A 16,214-nucleotide genomic window follows, 5' to 3' on the forward strand; every position below is an offset into this window, starting at 1 on the left:
ATCGGTGAACCACAGGGCTACAGGCGCGCGAACCAAATGCGTGTATGATCCACTGCGGAGCGACAAAAGGGGCGATCACGATGAAGCGTTTTTCCAGGCTGGTGGCGTGCGCCATCATTCTTCTCCTCCCGCTGGCTTCACCCAGCGCCGCGGCTCCCGAAGCGGCGGCCCTGTTTGAGGCGAAAACCGTAGCCGAACGCGACAGCGCTCTTGCCGCCCTGGAAGCCGCCGCGCCCGGCGATCCGGCAGCGACCTACGCCGCCGGCGCCGGCGAATTCTTCACCGCGCTGGAGATCCTGGCCGGCGGGCTGCACCGCCACGGTTTCGAAAGCCCGCAATCCTTCATGCTGCCGCTGATGCGGTTGCCGGTGCCGGACAACCCTGATCCCGAGCCGCTGAGCTACGAACAATTCCGCGCCATTCTCGTTGCCTTCCGCGACCGGCTGGAGAAATCCGCAGCCACGCTGGGTTCGGTACCCGCCGACACGGACATCGGTATGGTCATCGACCTCACCCGCCTCGGCATCGACCTCAACGAGGACGGCACGATCGCGCCGGACGAAAGCGCTGCGGCGATCATGGCCTCTCTGTCGGGCACGGGCGGCGCGCCGGCCGATGCCGCCCTCGCCTTCCGCTTCGACCGCGCCGACGGCTATTGGCTGCAGGGCTATGCCGAATTTCTGATGGCGCAGGCCGATTTCTGGCTGGCGCATGACTTCAGCAACACCTTCGACGGTTCGTTCCATATGCTGTTCCCGCGCGCCAAACTGCCGCTGCAGGACACGCTCGTTCCGCCGGACGGCGGCATGAGCGGCGGCATTCTGTCGTCCGAATGGCGCATCGCCGATTTCATCTCGCTGGTCCATCTCATCAACTGGCAAGTGGTCGAGCCGGAGCGCCGGCAAGCGGCACGCCGCCATCTCATGGAAATGATCCGGCTGTCGCGCGAGGACTGGAAAGCCATCCGCGCCGAAACCGACAATGACCGCGAATGGCTGCCCGGGCCGCAGCAGAAAGGCGCCAGCCCGCTGACCGGTCTGGAAGTCGGCGAGCAGCAGGTACAGGCTTGGCTCGCCGCCCTGGCTATGGCCGAGGATCTGCTGGAGGGACGCACCTTTCTGCCGCATTTCCGCATCGCCGACAAAGGCATCAACATGAAGCGCTTCTTCGACGAGCCGAAGCCCTTCGACCTGGTGCTGTCGATCACCGGCCCGGCCATCGCGCCCTATCTCGAGCGCGGCAAGATTCTCACCAGCGAGGAGTTCAATCAGATCCAGCGCCAGTTCGGCGGCGCCGGGTTTCTGACGTTCGCGCTGTGGTTTAATTGAGGGGGAAACTCGGATGGTGCTCCTGACAGCCTGCTGTCAGCAGCCAAATTGCGCCTCGCGCCACCCGCCACTCGGCTCTTTCCATTTTGGCCGATACCTCCCATATTCGGGCCATGGCCAGACTCCCCGACAAGAAAACGCCGCCGCCGGCGAATGACGATCGCGCTTCGCCGCCCAAGCGGCGCAGTCCGCTGACCGATTTCCTCGACGCATCGGAGCCCCTGCACGGCTTTGCCGAGGCGCCGCAGGCCGAGTTCACCGGCGCGCCGCTGACCGGCTCGATCGCCGACTGGGCCGAACAGATCGAGCAGGAAGCCGAGAAGGAAGGGCGCCAAATCTCCCCCCTCGAGGGGGAGATGTCACCGAAGGCGACAGAGGGGGTCGGCAAAGGAAGCGCTCGGCATCAAGGGTCGCCGAGCCCGGACGCACCGACCCCACCCGGCGGCTCCGCCGCCACCCTCCCCTCGAGGGGGAGGGAAGGCGCCAAGCCGGCGAAGAAAATCCCGGAACGCTCCTCTTCCCCCGGCCGTACGGCACGCGGCACCTCGATGGGCGGTGCGGCCTCGGCGCGGGAGCGCACTGCGGCCGGTCTCAACCCTGTCGCCGGCCTCGATGTCTCCCTGGAAGAGGCCGAGACCATGGCCTCGGGCGGCGTCACCGCCACGGTCGCGGCACTGTCGGCACTGATCGAATCCGGCAATCCGCTGCACAAGGACGGCGTGCTGTGGACGCCGCACCGCCCTGCCCGGCCGGAGAAATCCGAAGGCGGCATCGCCATCAGGATGGTCTCGGATTTCGAGCCGGCCGGCGACCAGCCGACGGCGATCAAGGATCTCGTCGAGGGCGTCAACAGCAACGACCGCACGCAGGTTCTGCTCGGCGTCACCGGCTCGGGCAAGACCTTCACCATGGCCAAGGTGATCGAAGAGACGCAGCGCCCCGCTCTGATCCTGGCGCCCAACAAGACGCTTGCCGCGCAGCTCTATTCCGAGTTCAAGAAGTTCTTCCCGGAAAACGCCGTCGAGTATTTCGTCAGCTACTACGACTACTACCAGCCTGAGGCCTATGTGCCGCGGACCGACACCTACATCGAGAAGGAATCCTCGATCAACGAGCAGATCGACCGCATGCGCCATTCGGCGACGCGCTCGCTGCTCGAGCGCGACGACGTCATCATCGTCGCCTCGGTGTCCTGCATCTATGGTATCGGCTCGGTCGAGACCTATACGGCGATGACCTTCCAGATGCAGATCGGCGACCGGCTCGACCAGCGCGCGCTGCTCGCCGACCTCGTCGCCCAGCAATACAAGCGCCAGGACATCAATTTCGTCCGCGGCTCGTTCAGGGTGCGCGGCGACACGATCGAGATCTTCCCGGCCCACCTCGAGGACCGCGCCTGGCGCATCTCGCTGTTCGGCGACGAGATCGAGGCGATCACCGAATTCGATCCGCTGACCGGCCAGAAGACCGGCGAGCTGAAGGGCGTCAAGATCTATGCCAATTCGCACTATGTCACGCCGCGCCCGACCTTGAATCAAGCCATCAAGTCGATCAAGGAAGAGCTCAAGCACAGGCTGGTCGAACTCGAACGGGCCAGTCGGTTGCTGGAAGCGCAGCGGCTGGAGCAGCGCACCCGCTTCGATCTGGAGATGCTTGAGGCGACCGGTTCCTGCGCCGGCATCGAGAATTACTCGCGCTATCTGACCGGCCGCCAGCCGGGCGATCCGCCACCGACCTTGTTCGAATACATCCCCGACAATGCGCTGGTCTTTGTCGACGAAAGCCATGTCACCATACCGCAGATCGGCGGCATGTATCGCGGCGACTTTCGCCGCAAGGCGACGCTGGCCGAGTATGGTTTCCGCCTGCCGTCCTGCATGGACAACCGGCCGCTGCGCTTCGAGGAGTGGGACGCCATGCGCCCGCTTTCCGTCGCGGTTTCGGCAACGCCCGGCGGTTGGGAGATGGAGCAATCCGGCGGCGTTTTCGCCGAACAGGTCATCCGCCCGACCGGCCTGATCGACCCGCCGGTCGAAGTGCGCCCGGCCAAGACGCAGGTCGACGATGTCGTGGGCGAAATCCGCGAGACCACGAGGGCCGGCTACCGCACGCTGGTCACTGTGCTCACCAAGCGCATGGCCGAGGACCTGACCGAATATCTGCACGAGCAGGGCATTCGCGTGCGCTACATGCACTCCGACATCGACACGCTGGAGCGTATCGAGATCCTGCGCGACCTGCGCCTCGGCGCCTTCGACGTGCTGGTCGGTATCAACCTGTTGCGCGAAGGCCTCGACATTCCCGAATGCGGCTTCGTCGCCATTCTCGATGCCGACAAGGAAGGTTTCCTGCGCTCCGAGACATCGCTGATCCAGACCATCGGTCGCGCCGCCAGAAACGTCGACGGCAAGGTCATCCTCTATGCCGACCAGATCACCGGCTCGATGGAGCGGGCGATGGCCGAGACCAACCGCCGTCGCGAAAAGCAGATGGAGTGGAACGCGGCCAACGGCATCACCCCGGAATCGGTCAAGTCGCGCATTTCGGACATCCTGGACTCGGTCTACGAAAAAGATCATGTCCGCGCCGACATTTCGCAGTTCACCGACAGCGCCGGCGCCATGATGGGCAACAATCTGAAGGCGCATCTCGACGCCCTGGACAAGCAGATGCGCGACGCCGCCGCCAACCTCGATTTCGAGAAGGCGGCCCGCATCCGCGACGAGATCAAACGGCTGCGCGAGATGGAGTTGTCCATCTCCGACGACCCGCTGGCCAAATATGCCGACATGGAAAGCCCGGTTTCGGGCCGCGAAAAGGGCAAGCACAACAAGGGCGTGGCCAAACATCGTACGTCAGAGGAACAGGAGCGTTTCCGCAAGCTCGACGAGGCACGTGCCACCGAAGAAGCGGCCAAGGCTGCCCGGCCCAACCTCTTCCGCAAGCCCGCGCTCGACGAGATGGGCGCCGACGGCGCCGTGCCGGTCAAGAAGCCGCTATTCGCAAAACCTTCGCTCGACGCCATGGGCCCGGGCACCGACATGCCGACGCCGGCCGGGGCGGTGTCCCGTTCGCTGTTCAAGAAACAGTCGGCCGAAGAGGCGCACGGCTCCGATTTCGGCATCCCCGGCGAGCCGATCAAACCGCTGTTCAAGAAAAACTCGCTCGACGAGATGACGGTGCGGCGGACCGAGAAGCCGGTCGAGGGAAAAGTGCCGGCCAAGCCACAGCCGATCTCCCCCCTCGCGGGGGAGATGTCAAATGGTGGCAAAGAGGGCAGGACAGCGGGAGGCGCGAAGGAACGCGATGATTCGGCCAAACCCATTGTCCGCCAGCGTGCCGGCATCGGCTCTTACGAAGATCCGGCCGATGCTCGCCGCGAAAAGCGCCGACCCGGCAAGACTGGTCGGCCGGGACGGTAATTCTGCCGTGGCGTTACTTGAGCGCCGCATGTATCTTCTCGCCATCGGCTGGGTGGCTACAGATGATAACACGCCGTTTCTTTGGGCTTCTCGCCGCAGGGTTCTTGCCGTCCCGCGCGGCGTCTCAAACAACAAGCGCACCGCGGCGCTTGCAAGACGACATTCCGATAGCCGCGCAGTGGATATCCAACGCACTGCAAAGTTCGGGCTTCGGCGCGGATTTCTCACCGCAGAGCATATCCGAGGTGGAACGGTTTTTTCGCGAGCAGACGAAGGATGGAGAGCCCATCTCCGGCGGTTTGATATCACAAGATATCGGGCCGCGTTTGTTTGCATTGGGATGCTACTGTGGCGAGGTGCTTCGCAAGGAACTCAGCGGGCATTGGCTGACGAATGACGACGATCCCGAAGGGGAAATTAACGCGGCTCTCGAAGTCGGAAGCGGCGTTACTTGCTGGCCCATGCAACGAGTCATGAAGCGGCTGCGCAACAGCGAAGACGACCTGGTGGCTTGGGCCGAAGGGATCAGGCGGGGCTGAAAGGCCGAGTATCCAACCTACGACAACAATTGGCAGCAAACCTAGGTTCGATGCGGCAACAAGGCAAACTCCACATTCTGCCCCTGATTTTAGGCAGTAAAGACACGCCTTTGCGGGCTGGCGCCGATCTTGGACCGGTGCAGAAACACCTTGGCTTTCCGAAATGGCTGTATGTCTATCAGGATCAGCCATGCGGCTTTCTTCTGGGTTATGGCGATCTGGAAATCAACATTTTGATCAGGCGCGATCGAGCGCGAGTGCACCGTATCAGCATCAAACTTTGGCACATGCCTCATGTGCCCAAGTCCTTGCCTTTGAAATGGAGCGGCAACAGCCAAATCGATCTCGACGGCTTTAGTCCAGCCATGACGTTTTCGGCCGCCAAGACGCTCCTCGCAAGTCTAGGGCTGCAAGCCGAGGAATATAAGATGGAAAGCGGATATGAAACTGTCCGTCGGCTCGTGCTCCCTCATGCCGAACTTCATTTCTTCAAGGGACCGGAAGAACCGATCCTGATGGAGATTCACTTCGAAACGCCACAGGAAATCCAGCGAACCAAGGGTGACTTTATATTCCCTCTGCCAGACTAAGGCCTGCCTGCAGAGGACACACTTGCAACCCACCCCGCCTTTGGTGTAATCGCTCCGCACACTCGACCGTCTTGAAAGGAGGGCTGCGTGTCTTTCGACCACCACCGTCAGCGCGGCCCTGTCTCTGCCCTGCGAGCTTGCTTGCAGGGCTGACCAGAGACGGTCCGGGTTTTTCTTCCCGCTTCGATTTTCTTGGTCTGCCCTTCGTGGTGCTGCAACGCCGAGCCTGATGGCCAGCTTGCGCACCGTCAAAGTGCATTGAACCGGAATCCACTCCGGACAGACCAGAGAAATCGACATGGCCCTGATCAGCCTCAAGTCTCTCGGTGTCACCATGAGTGCGCCGCTCTTCTCCAACCTTGATCTCACCATCGGCACCGGCGACCGGCTCGGCATCGTCGCCGCCAACGGGCGCGGCAAATCGACTTTGCTGAAGTGCCTGACCGGCGACATGGAGCCGACATCAGGCGACATCACCCGCACGCGCGGCCTGCGCGTCGGCTATGTCGAGCAAGTCATCCCCGCAGCGCTGGCCGGGCGCAGCTTTCATGAGGTGGTGGCAGACGCCTTGCCGGCCGAGCAGGCCGAAAGCGAGCAATGGCGCGTCGATGTGGTTCTCGACTCGCTCGACGTGCCGCAGCCGATGCGCGAGCGGCCGATGCGAGCCTTGAGCGGTGGCTGGCAAAGGCTTGCGCTGGTCGCCCGCGTCTGGGTCACCGACCCCGACGTCCTGCTTCTCGACGAGCCGACCAACCATCTCGACCTCGGCAAGATCAGCCAGCTCGAAACCTGGCTGAACGCCCTGCCGCGCGAGGTGCCGCTGGTGATTGCCAGCCACGACAGGGCGTTCCTCGACGCCACGACCAACCGCACGCTGTTCCTTCGCCCTGAACAATCGCCGGTGTTTTCGCTGCCCTATTCGCGGGCGAGGCTTGCGCTGGACGAGGTCGACGCCTCAACCGAGCGCAAATTCCAGCGCGACATGAAAGTGGCGCAGCAGCTGCGCCGGCAGGCGGCCAAGCTCAACAACATCGGCATCAACTCGGGCAGTGATCTGCTGACGGTCAAGACCAGGCAGCTCAACCAGCGGGCAGAGCGCCTGGAAGAAGCGGCAGCGCCGGCACACCGCGAAAAATCGGCGGGCGCGATCAAGCTCGCCAATCGCGGCAGCCATGCCAAGGTGCTGATCACGCTTGACGATTTGGCGGTCGGAACCCCTGACGGCACGCTGTTGTTCAGCACCGGCAAGCGCCATATCTGCCAGCGCGATCGCATCGTCCTGCTCGGCCGTAACGGCGTCGGCAAATCACGGCTGATCGGCCTGATCCGGAACGCCATCGTCGAGCCGGAAACGGCGGCGCAAAGCCTGAAGGTGACGCCGTCGACCGTGCTCGGCTATAGCGACCAGGCATTGTCGGGCATCAGCGGCGACGACACGCCGCTGGCGATGCTGTCGCGCAGATTCGATGTCGGCGAGCAGCGCGCCCGCTCGCTGCTGGCGGGCGCCGGCGTCAACATCGACATGCAGGAGCGCAGGATCGGCGTGCTGTCGGGCGGCCAGAAGGCGCGGCTGATGATGCTGGCGCTCAGGCTCGCCAATCCCAATTTCTATTTGCTCGACGAGCCGACCAACCATCTCGACATCGATGGCCAGCAAGCGCTGGAAGCCGAACTGCTGGAACATCAGGCAAGCTGCCTGCTCGCCTCGCACGACCGCTCCTTCATCAGGGCAATCGGCAACCGCTTCTGGCTGATCGAGAAGCGGCGGCTGACCGAGGTCGACAGTCCGGAAGATTTCTTCCGCTCGGTGGCCGAAGCGGGAGATTGACGATTTTGCCCGATGAATGGCGAGCGGCTCAGCACACTTTCCCGCTCGCCGGAAAAGGCGCATCCTGAGGTCTCGCAAACCTAAGGAGGAAACCGGTCATGCGTGGGGCGGATGTCGTCAGGAAGCTGTATGATGCCTATGCAAAACGTGACATCGAGGGCGCGCTGGTCGACTGCGCCGATGATGTCGTCTTTCGTTGGATCGCCGATCCGGTGCAGTCGCGCTATGCCGGAGTGGCCCGCGGCAAGCAGGAGTTCCTTGCCAGGCTTGTGGCGCTGGACAGCGATTTCGAATACCGGCGCTTCGTCCCGGTTGAGATCATCGATGGCGGCGACAAGGTTGCGGCGCAGGTCGAGATCCATTTGACGCGCCGAACCACCGGTGACGAGTTTGTCTTGCGCACCGCCGATTTCTGGACGGTACGCGACGGCAAAATCATCGAACTGGTGGAATATTACGACACCGCTCTGGCCGCATCTGTCATCTGAGTCCAGTCCGTCGGACGGCACGCAGCTAAGCTTCCGGTTGGAGGTGCGCTGACTTGGCGGTCGTCGCTCGATTCCCGGCAGGTGAGAAACGCCGTCTTCGATTGAATCCGGCCTTGCGGAAAAAAATCTGACGCTCTGTCGGATGATGATCGCCTGCCACGTCCTTGGGTTGCCGACACGGTGATGCCGGCGCCAATTGAGGAGAAAGCATCATGTCTATTCTGTCATCCATAGGTCACGCCGTGACCCGTTACTCGGCGGCTCGCGCCCGTTACCGCAGCGAACGCGCCATCCTTTCATTGCCGATCGAGCTGCGCAAAGATATTGGCTGGCCGGAAATCGTCGTCGACGCGCAAAACAGCCCGCGGATTCGCATCGAAGGTTGAAAGGTGCCAGTTGGCCGTGGCAGCAACGCGCCATTTCGGACCCGCGCCCGGCATTTGAAAAAACCATCGGCCGTGTAGGATCGTCGCCGTTTCGTTCGTCCTGTGGTTCGCAAAGGCAAACCAGAAGCAAAGAGGAGCATGACATGAATGACCAGCCGCAGACCCAGCCCGCCGCCAAAGTGCTTGGCGGGTTGACGCCCTACCTTCAGCTGGACGGCGCTTTCAAAGCCGCAGAATTTTACCAAAAGGCCTTCGGTGCCGAGCAGGTCTTTGCCTATCCGCCGGACGAACAGGGCCGCACCATGCATATCCATCTCTACATCAACGGTTCGACCCTGATGCTTTCCGACTTCTATCCCGAGCATGGAATGGCCGCTGTGAAGCCTCAGGGCTGCACCATGCAGCTCCATCTCGGCAGCGACGACATCGACGCCTGGTGGAAGCGGGCCATCGAGGCAGGCTGCGAGGAAGTCGTGCCGTTGCAGGTGATGTTCTGGGGCGACCGCTGGGGCAATATGCGTGATCCGTTCAGCGTCGAATGGGCGATGAACGCACCGGTGAAGAAGGCTTAGCACATTCTTCCTTCGCCCTTTGCGGGAGGAGGAAAAACCTACCCAGGAGGAAATCCAATGTCTTATGTCGATGGTTTCGTACTTGCCGTGCCGAAGGCAAAGCTCGATGCCTACAAGAAGCTGGCGGAAACCGCCGGCAGCGTCTGGAAGGAGCATGGCGCGCTTGCCTATGTCGAATGCGTCGGCGACGACGTGCCCTATGGCGAGATCACCTCGTTCCCGCGCGCCGTGCAGGCCAAGGACGACGAGATCGTCATCTTCTCATGGATCGTCTATGAATCCAGGCAGAGCCGCGACGCAGTGATGGCCAAGGTGATGGCCGATGAGCGCCTGAAGGCCGACTGGTCGACCATGCCGTTCGACGGCAAGCGCATGATCTTCGGCGGCTTTCAGCCGTTTATGGAGCTTTAGATGCATGTCGCGCAAAAGTGTGCAGCGGTTTTGCGATAACGACATGCATAAACAGGAATCTAAAGCGCGTCGCATGAGGCCGATCGAGCGCGACGCGCTTTAGGCGCAGCGGCGCTCTAAGCCAGCCTGTCGAGCAGCGGCTTCAGCCGGTCGCCATAGCGCTTCCACAGATCGACCGAGCCCTGATACATCGGCTGGCGTACCTGCGCGGCGGACGCCGTGCGCACCGGCCGGTCGGTCTGGTGGAACGACAACACGGCATCGTCCCACGGCAGGCCGAGATGGGCGATCAGCGCCCGCGACTGGGCTTCCTGGTCGGCGACGAAATCCTCATAGCGAACGTCGTGCACGACCTCAGGCAGCACGGCGTGCCAGTGCGCCATGATATCGGTGTAGAGATTGTGGAAATCGGCGAGTTCGCCGAGATCGTAGCCGTAGCGATGGCTGTCGCCGCGGAAGTGCACCTTGTAGATCGACAGGCAGGTCGCCGCCGCATCGCGCGCGCAATGGATGATCTTGGCCTGCGGCAGCATCATGTGGATGAAACCGATCAACAGGAAATTGCCGGGCATCTTGTCTGTGACGTGCCGAAAACCTGGATAGCGGGTGTGCAGCATGTCGAGATAGGCCTGGCCGGCCTCGGCATAGGCCTTGTCGGGCATGTCGGCGATGCCCCAGGGAAAGCCGCCCTTCATGCTGAGCGGAAACTGCTTGCCGACCGCCGTCTTCAATATGCTGAGCTCGCCCGCGCCATAGACCTGCGGATGGCTGGCGATGATCTGCTCGACCAGCGTGGTGCCGGAACGCGGCATGCCGACAACGAAGATCGGCGTGTCGTCGGCGATCCCGCTCGGCCTGTGCCTTTCAAAAAAGGCCTTGTCGAACACCGCCTTCATCGCCTCGAACTCGCCGCGCGTCTTGCCGGCGTCGTAGTCGATGCCCTGGCGGCGGATCGCGTTGCCTTCGGCGAAATAGTCGAAGGCGCGGCCATATTCCCTGAGGTCGTCATTGGCCTTGCCGAGGCCGAAGGAAAGCTGCATGCGCGCCAGGCTGCCTTGCGGCGCCTTGGCGTGCTCCGCCTCCATGCGGGCAAGCTCGGCGTCGCGCTCCTTCTGGCGCTTGACCTGGGTGAGCATCAGCCAGGCCCTGGCCATGCCGGGGTCCACCGCCAGCGCCTGCCTGAAAAGATCGGCAGCCTCGTCGAGATTGCCCTTTTCCATCAGCCCGACACCCAGGCCATGCAAAAGATCGGCATCCTTCGGCCGGATCGTCAGCGCCTCGCGAAAAACAGCCAGTGCCTCATCCAGCCGGCCCGCTTCCTGCAGCGTTTCGGCAAGCCCGACGCGGGCGCGGACATGGAACGGGTTGCGGCCGATCGTGCTGCGATAAATATCTTCGGCGCCTTCGAACTGGCCGAGCTGCTTCAGCGACGAGCCGAGATTGTCACGCGCCGCCAGCTGGTCCGGCCGAATCGCCACCACCTTGCGGAAGAGATCGGCGGCGGCCGCTACCCGGCCGAGGTCGCGCAGCACGGTGCCGAGATTGTTGAGGAAATCCGGATTGCTCGGCTGCAGACGCACCGATTGTTCGATCAGCGCCAGCCCCTCGGCGCTGCGCCCGGTCTGGTGCAGCAGAAGCCCGAGGAAATGCGCAGCAGCCGGGTGGTTGGCCTTTTGCGCCAGCACCTGTCGGTAAAGCGCCTCGGCTTCCTGCCGGCGCCCCGTCTGGTGCAACTGCAGCGCCTGCTGCACGTGCTGGTCGAGCCCCAGCGGCGGCTGTCCGCCTGAGCCGTAACGTGCGCCTGCCGGTTGTCTCGGATCTCTGTTGATGGGAAACCTGCCGTGTTGTCCGCCTGCCGCGATCTAGGCCATCGCTGCGGCACGTGCAAGAGCAGACGGCGGTCGCTACGAAGCAAACCTCCGAACTCGGGGAGCTTACCGAAAGTCTGCCGGCGTCAGCACATACATGTTCTTGCGGCCGTGCGAGTAGGCTTGGCGCGCAATATCGTGGATCGACGAACGCTTGGCGTCAAAGGCGCTGAGAAATTCGGCCTCGGCTCCGCTTGCAGCCGGGTTGGCCGCCGAAAGTGCCGCAACCTCGACAAAGAACGGGACTTCGAACATGCCGTCATGGCCGACGAAACGAATGCGCTTGGCCGCCGCGTCATAGGAGCGGCTGGGATTGGGAAAATTGAGCGTCATGGCTTGCGCGTCAAATCAGGCGATTGCTTTCGGCAAGCTGGCGCGCCCGCCGCGCCGTTCCGTCAGTGTCGGCAATCCTTCGCCTTGCCGCCTCGTCGCTTCTTATCGTGAGGCGCGGCGACAAGACCTTTATCGGCTTGGTGACGGGACTAACTGCAACTGTCGGGACATCCGGTGTTCTTTCGGAGTTCATGACTCTCTTCCTTTCATACCTAAATAAATACAAATGCCGGAGGAATTTTTCCGGAAGTTCTTCAAACAATTTTTGAGGTGCACCGGGACCGTATCATCGTTCTGCAGATAACTATAGAAAAGTAATTTTAGGTTGGTAGGGGTAAGAGGCCGAAAACTTCTTGAATAAGCCGTATTTTCAGACTAATGGTATAAAACCGTTTTGGGTCATGCTTGGCCCTGCGGCGTCAGGGTTCTCGGCCCGCCAAACTTATCCAAATCGCCGACACCTGGTACCGCAATGCAGGCTCCGCTTCCGGAGCAGGCCGGAAAGAAACTTCAACGCACGAGAACTTCAAGGCACAAGCGAGAACTTCGAGGCACAAGAATGTCTGCCCGCACCACCCATTCCATCGCGCATTTCGCGGCACCTTTCGTGCTTGGCGGGCTGGATGGCGTGCAGCCGGCCGGCGACTATGACATCGACCACGACGAAGAACTGATCGACGGCATGTCGTGGCCTGCATGGCGCCGTGTCGCCACTTTCATCCATCTGCCGGCAAGGACGGTGAAAAGCGCGACCAGCCAGCTTGTCGCCGTCGACCATGCCGAGCTCGAGGCAGCGCTTCAGCACGACCAGGAGAATGTCACATGATCCGCTTCCAGCAGAGTGCGCGGCGCACGGACACGCCGGCGCATATCTTCACCGTCGGCCAGACCGTCCGCATGAAGAGCCGCACCGGCCTTGCCCAAAAGACCGCGGAGCTGTTCCAGATCAAGAGCCGGTTGCCGGTCAAGGACGGCTCGCCGCAATACCGCATCCGCAGCGAGCTGGAGACCTATGAGCGGGTCACCACGGAAGACAATCTCGAACCGGTCGACAACCCGGCCAGTTGAGCCGAAAGCAATCCGCAACACGTATAAGGGATCAGAAAATGGCCAAGGGTCAACAGCGCAGCAATCGCGAGACACGCAAGCCCAAGAAGGACAAGGTGGCGGCAAAGCCGGCCTCGCCCTTCGGCTCGGCGGTCAAGCAGGCGGAGACCGCTGTGAAACCCAAGTCCAAAGGCTAGGGTTCGATCGCACGACAATCTGCCTGGAGGCGTGCTTGAACTTCGTCATCGAGTTCTACCGCTCGCGCGATGCCGACGAAGCGATACTCGATCGAGTGTCGCTGGAGGCACCGAACCTGCGCGCCGCCCTGCAAGGCGCCGCCACGCTACTTCACACGCTGATGATGCCGCAGATCCCCGATCGCCTGCGCATCTCCAACGAGGACGGCGCCGAGCTCTACGTCGGCCCCGCCGATGGTGCCTATCCGGACGAACAGTGAGGCCGGTGCGCTAGCAAGGCCCATCATCGACGACGCGATAATCCGCCGCGCGGGCTTCGCATTCGTTGGGGAATGTCCGCAGCTCGCCATGGCGACGAGCACAGACCGGGCGGTATTCGCGGGTGCAGAATGTCTGCTCCTCACCGCCACCACCACCGCTGCGGCACTCGCCCTCGCGAATGATGCGGTATCCGGCCCGTTCGGCAAGGCAGGCATTGGCGAAGGTCTGGCGGTCGCCGCCGCGCCGGGCACAGACCGGGTCATATTGCTTGGTGCAGAATTGCGGCCCCGGCCGTGGCGGGCGCGGCCCTGGCCCCTCATCCACCACGACGGTGCAGGCTGCGAGAATTGCCGACAGGAACAGGATGGAAAAAACCTGCCGCGGAAAGATTGCCGCAAGAAGCCGCATGAATGTTTCCCTCCCTCGAAACTCCTGCCTGCACAATGGTGCCTGCGTCCGGCCGATCCTCGTCATTACGCTGCCAAATGCAACCCCTGTTTGCAACTGGCGAGCCAGGGCGGTATGCCGGCGCAAGCCAAGATAGCACCTGCCCCGCTTGCTGGACCATGCCTGGGTGGCGTCTGGCCGATGACCGCGCGGAGAACCGGGGCTATCGGTGCGATGCGTCGGGATGCGCCTGTTGGTCCGCCCGCGGCTCTATCTTGCAAGCATCACGTTTCCGTGCGATAAATTTTGTGTTCGGGCATTTGCGACCCGGAGAGCGGAACGTTTTGGACGACCTTTCCCCGATACTGTGAATCTCTGACAGCCCCGTTTTCGGCGGGGGGTTTTACCATGCGCCAATGCATGACTGCCGAAGCAACCACCGGGACTTGCCCACGGCGCCAGGCGGCGGGCGGAACCACCAAGACTGACACGGGTGAAGGAGTTTCCCCAATGGCCCAGACCGGCACCGTTAAATTCTTCAACGCTACCAAAGGCTTCGGCTTCATCACGCCCGATGGCGGCGCCAAGGATGTGTTCGTCCACATCTCGGCAATCGAGGCTTCCGGGCTGCGCACGCTCGTCGACGGTCAGAAGGTCACCTTCGATGTCGAGCCCGACCGTATGGGCAAGGGTCCGAAAGCGGTCAATCTCCGCGCTGCCTGAACCACAGCGTGCCGCGCGTCCTTTCGGGGTGTGAGGATGCTGCAAGGCTTTTGGAGTGAACGTGAATTCTGTAAAGGCGCGGCGGTTTTCGCCGCGCCTTTTGTGTTCTGGGATGCTTGCAGACGCCCGCAAAACTTTCTCTTGCCGATGGCACTAAAATAAAGGACAAATTTCCGTCCGGGCATTTGCCGGCCCGAGACTGGACTTGTGGGATCAAAGGAGCTTCCCATGCCGCAGACCGGCACCGTCAAATTCTTCAATCACGCCAAGGGCTTCGGCTTCATCACGCCGGACGACGGGGCAAAGGATGTCTTCGTCCATATTTCGGCCGTGCAGGCGTCGGGTCTTCCCGGTCTTGAGGATGGGCAGAAAGTGACATTCGACACCGAGCCGGACAAGCGCGGCAAGGGTCCGAAAGCCGTCAACCTGTCGATCGGCTGAACCGGCCCTGGACAGAATGGACGTGGGCCGGTCTGGCTTGCGGTGTTTGCCGCACGCTTGAATCGCCCAGTTAGATGAAACCGCCTGGTCAAATTTCGTTCAGCCCCCGTTCAGCCACGGTCGCATATCAATCTTCGTTAGAGCCGGACCGCATCCCCCGAAAACGACCCGGGCCGGCACGAAGGAGACCGACATGAACCGAATTTTCAAGACTGCCATCCTGTCCGCTGCGGTCGTTGCGACCACGCTTGCGACCTTGCCCGCGGCCAGCGCCGATGAATGGCGCCATCACCGCCGCCATCACGGCCACGGCGACGCCGTTGCGGCCGGCGTCCTCGGCCTTGCGGCAGGTGCCCTGATCGGCGGTGCGCTCGCCAGTCCGCAGCCCCGCTATTACGACCCGGCCTATGATGATGAATACTACAGGCCTGCCCCGGTGCGCCGTTATTACGTGCAGCCGCGAGTGGCCTATGCCGAAAGCTATGCGGAGCCCTGGACCCGCGGCTGGTACGAATACTGCTCGGACCGCTACCGGAGCTTCAACTCGCGTACCGGCACGTTCACCGGCTATGACGGCGAACAGCATTTCTGCACCGCCAATTAACGGAGGCAGTTTCCGCCGGAAAAAAGCGCGGTCGCACAGGCCGCGCTTTTTTTGTTTCCGGCAAGCGGTTTCAGATCAGGAACGGATTGCTCCGCCGCTCCTCACCAAAACGGCCGCCGGGACCATGGCCGCAGATGAAGCCGATGTCGTCGCCCAACGGCAAAAGCTTCTCCTTGATCGAGGCGATCAGCGCGGCGTGGTCGCCGCCCGGCAGATCGGTGCGGCCGACCGAACCGCGGAACAGCACGTCGCCGACATGGGCGAACTTCGCGGCCCGGTTATAGTAGACGACGTGGCCGGGTGCGTGGCCTGGACAATGGAGCACCTCGAACACGTGTGAGCCGAACGAAACGGTCTCGCCTTCGGCAAGGAACCGGTCGGGGACACAGTTGCGCACGGAATCGGTGATGCCATAGCGCTTTGCCTGGTACTCGAGATTGGCGAGCAGCGGCCGGTCGGCGGCATGCGGGCCGATGATCTCGATACCGAGCGCCTCCTTCAGTTCCATGGCCCCGCCGGCATGGTCGATATGGCCATGCGTAATCCAGATCGCGCCGGCAGTGATCGCATTGTCCTCGAGCGCCGCCAGCACCTTGTCGATGTCACCGCCCGGATCGACGACAACGCCTTGTCTGTCGTCCATGTCGAAGAGGATGGTGCAGTTCTGCTGGAACGGCGTGACCGGCACGATGCCGGCGTTGAGCTGACCCATATTCGTCCTTTCACGCTGTCGGAGCGCTGCGCGTCCCCTCGAACGCGTCAGGAAAGCCCCAACCTTGAATCAGGCCC

The 16,214-nt window shown here is 62.4% G+C and carries 21 protein-coding genes; 16 read left to right on the forward strand and 5 right to left on the reverse strand.

Annotation, left to right across the window (positions count from 1 at the left end; translation table 11 throughout):
* Window positions 1-80: 80 nt before the first annotated feature.
* The 9 genes from NKH70_RS17565 (at window position 81) to NKH70_RS17605 (ending at window position 9,564) form a co-directional block, all read left to right on the forward strand.
* Window positions 81-1,328, forward strand: coding sequence for a hypothetical protein (locus NKH70_RS17565; RefSeq protein WP_352713101.1), 1,248 nt, complete (start codon window positions 81-83; stop codon window positions 1,326-1,328).
* 113 nt (window positions 1,329-1,441) lie between these two features.
* Complete coding sequence (gene uvrB / locus NKH70_RS17570; RefSeq protein ID WP_352978442.1) at window positions 1,442-4,750, forward strand: excinuclease ABC subunit UvrB; 3,309 nt, start codon at window positions 1,442-1,444, stop codon at window positions 4,748-4,750.
* A 62-nt stretch (window positions 4,751-4,812) separates the two neighbouring features.
* On the forward strand, window positions 4,813-5,289 hold the full coding sequence (locus NKH70_RS17575) for a hypothetical protein (protein WP_352468440.1): 477 nt from the start codon (window positions 4,813-4,815) through the stop codon (window positions 5,287-5,289).
* 29 nt (window positions 5,290-5,318) lie between these two features.
* The gene (locus tag NKH70_RS17580) at window positions 5,319-5,879 is read left to right on the forward strand and encodes a hypothetical protein (RefSeq protein ID WP_352468439.1); all 561 of its coding nucleotides are present in this window, start codon (window positions 5,319-5,321) and stop codon (window positions 5,877-5,879) included.
* Window positions 5,880-6,177: 298 nt separating this feature from the next.
* Window positions 6,178-7,707, forward strand: a complete 1,530-nt coding sequence (locus NKH70_RS17585) for an ABC-F family ATP-binding cassette domain-containing protein (RefSeq protein WP_352912520.1) — start codon at window positions 6,178-6,180, stop codon at window positions 7,705-7,707.
* Window positions 7,708-7,805: 98 nt separating this feature from the next.
* A complete protein-coding gene (locus NKH70_RS17590) occupies window positions 7,806-8,195 on the forward strand; it encodes a nuclear transport factor 2 family protein (RefSeq protein ID WP_352713106.1) in 390 nt (129 codons plus the stop codon).
* A 212-nt stretch (window positions 8,196-8,407) separates the two neighbouring features.
* Window positions 8,408-8,581 carry a hypothetical protein gene (locus NKH70_RS17595; RefSeq protein ID WP_023719167.1) on the forward strand — a complete coding sequence of 58 codons (174 nt, stop codon included), beginning with the start codon at window positions 8,408-8,410 and terminating at the stop codon, window positions 8,579-8,581.
* A 143-nt stretch (window positions 8,582-8,724) separates the two neighbouring features.
* Entirely contained in the window at window positions 8,725-9,153 is a 429-nt protein-coding gene (locus NKH70_RS17600) for a VOC family protein (protein WP_353025762.1), read from the forward strand.
* 57 nt (window positions 9,154-9,210) lie between these two features.
* Window positions 9,211-9,564, forward strand: a complete 354-nt coding sequence (locus NKH70_RS17605; protein ID WP_352713111.1) for a DUF1428 domain-containing protein — start codon at window positions 9,211-9,213, stop codon at window positions 9,562-9,564.
* A gap of 116 nt (window positions 9,565-9,680) precedes the next feature.
* On the opposite strand, the gene NKH70_RS17610 is transcribed toward NKH70_RS17605, so the two are convergent.
* From NKH70_RS17610 to NKH70_RS17620, 3 genes are all read right to left on the reverse strand, one after another.
* Window positions 9,681-11,315, reverse strand: coding sequence for a tetratricopeptide repeat-containing sulfotransferase family protein (locus NKH70_RS17610; protein WP_353025763.1), 1,635 nt, complete (start codon window positions 11,313-11,315; stop codon window positions 9,681-9,683).
* A gap of 183 nt (window positions 11,316-11,498) precedes the next feature.
* Complete coding sequence (locus NKH70_RS17615; protein WP_352713115.1) at window positions 11,499-11,765, reverse strand: DUF1488 family protein; 267 nt, start codon at window positions 11,763-11,765, stop codon at window positions 11,499-11,501.
* Between the two features lie 10 nt (window positions 11,766-11,775).
* Window positions 11,776-11,958, reverse strand: coding sequence for a hypothetical protein (locus tag NKH70_RS17620; RefSeq protein ID WP_352664703.1), 183 nt, complete (start codon window positions 11,956-11,958; stop codon window positions 11,776-11,778).
* 366 nt (window positions 11,959-12,324) lie between these two features.
* Between NKH70_RS17620 and NKH70_RS17625 the strand changes: the two genes are divergently transcribed.
* From NKH70_RS17625 to NKH70_RS17640, 4 genes are read left to right on the forward strand one after another with little or no spacing between them, the layout of a single operon-like run.
* Window positions 12,325-12,591 carry a hypothetical protein gene (locus NKH70_RS17625; RefSeq protein ID WP_352713118.1) on the forward strand — a complete coding sequence of 89 codons (267 nt, stop codon included), beginning with the start codon at window positions 12,325-12,327 and terminating at the stop codon, window positions 12,589-12,591.
* Window positions 12,588-12,833 carry a hypothetical protein gene (locus NKH70_RS17630; RefSeq protein ID WP_292661264.1) on the forward strand — a complete coding sequence of 82 codons (246 nt, stop codon included), beginning with the start codon at window positions 12,588-12,590 and terminating at the stop codon, window positions 12,831-12,833. Before NKH70_RS17625 ends, NKH70_RS17630 begins: the two co-directional genes overlap by 4 nt.
* Window positions 12,834-12,871: 38 nt before the next feature.
* Entirely contained in the window at window positions 12,872-13,009 is a 138-nt protein-coding gene (locus NKH70_RS17635; RefSeq protein ID WP_023719175.1) for a hypothetical protein, read from the forward strand.
* Window positions 13,010-13,044: 35 nt separating this feature from the next.
* Window positions 13,045-13,269 carry a hypothetical protein gene (locus tag NKH70_RS17640; RefSeq protein ID WP_292661267.1) on the forward strand — a complete coding sequence of 75 codons (225 nt, stop codon included), beginning with the start codon at window positions 13,045-13,047 and terminating at the stop codon, window positions 13,267-13,269.
* A 10-nt stretch (window positions 13,270-13,279) separates the two neighbouring features.
* On the opposite strand, the gene NKH70_RS17645 is transcribed toward NKH70_RS17640, so the two are convergent.
* Window positions 13,280-13,678: a Kazal-type serine protease inhibitor family protein gene (locus NKH70_RS17645; RefSeq protein ID WP_352912522.1), complete on the reverse strand. Its 399-nt coding sequence runs from the start codon at window positions 13,676-13,678 to the stop codon at window positions 13,280-13,282.
* Between the two features lie 489 nt (window positions 13,679-14,167).
* Between NKH70_RS17645 and NKH70_RS17650 the strand changes: the two genes are divergently transcribed.
* The 3 genes from NKH70_RS17650 to NKH70_RS17660 all read left to right on the forward strand — a co-directional run bounded on the left by NKH70_RS17650 (window position 14,168) and on the right by NKH70_RS17660 (window position 15,425).
* The gene (locus tag NKH70_RS17650; RefSeq protein WP_006202520.1) at window positions 14,168-14,380 is read left to right on the forward strand and encodes a cold-shock protein; all 213 of its coding nucleotides are present in this window, start codon (window positions 14,168-14,170) and stop codon (window positions 14,378-14,380) included.
* Between the two features lie 228 nt (window positions 14,381-14,608).
* The gene (locus NKH70_RS17655; RefSeq protein WP_006202521.1) at window positions 14,609-14,821 is read left to right on the forward strand and encodes a cold-shock protein; all 213 of its coding nucleotides are present in this window, start codon (window positions 14,609-14,611) and stop codon (window positions 14,819-14,821) included.
* Window positions 14,822-15,014: 193 nt separating this feature from the next.
* Complete coding sequence (locus tag NKH70_RS17660; RefSeq protein WP_292661272.1) at window positions 15,015-15,425, forward strand: BA14K family protein; 411 nt, start codon at window positions 15,015-15,017, stop codon at window positions 15,423-15,425.
* 70 nt (window positions 15,426-15,495) lie between these two features.
* Here the strand turns inward: NKH70_RS17660 and NKH70_RS17665 are convergent, their stop codons facing one another.
* Window positions 15,496-16,137 (reverse strand): MBL fold metallo-hydrolase, encoded by a 642-nt coding sequence (locus NKH70_RS17665; RefSeq protein ID WP_352912523.1) that lies wholly within the window; start codon window positions 16,135-16,137, stop codon window positions 15,496-15,498.
* Window positions 16,138-16,214: the final 77 nt, after the last annotated feature.

The organism is Mesorhizobium sp. M0991 (genome assembly GCF_040318915.1).
Taxonomy (GTDB): Bacteria; Pseudomonadota; Alphaproteobacteria; order Rhizobiales; family Rhizobiaceae; genus Mesorhizobium.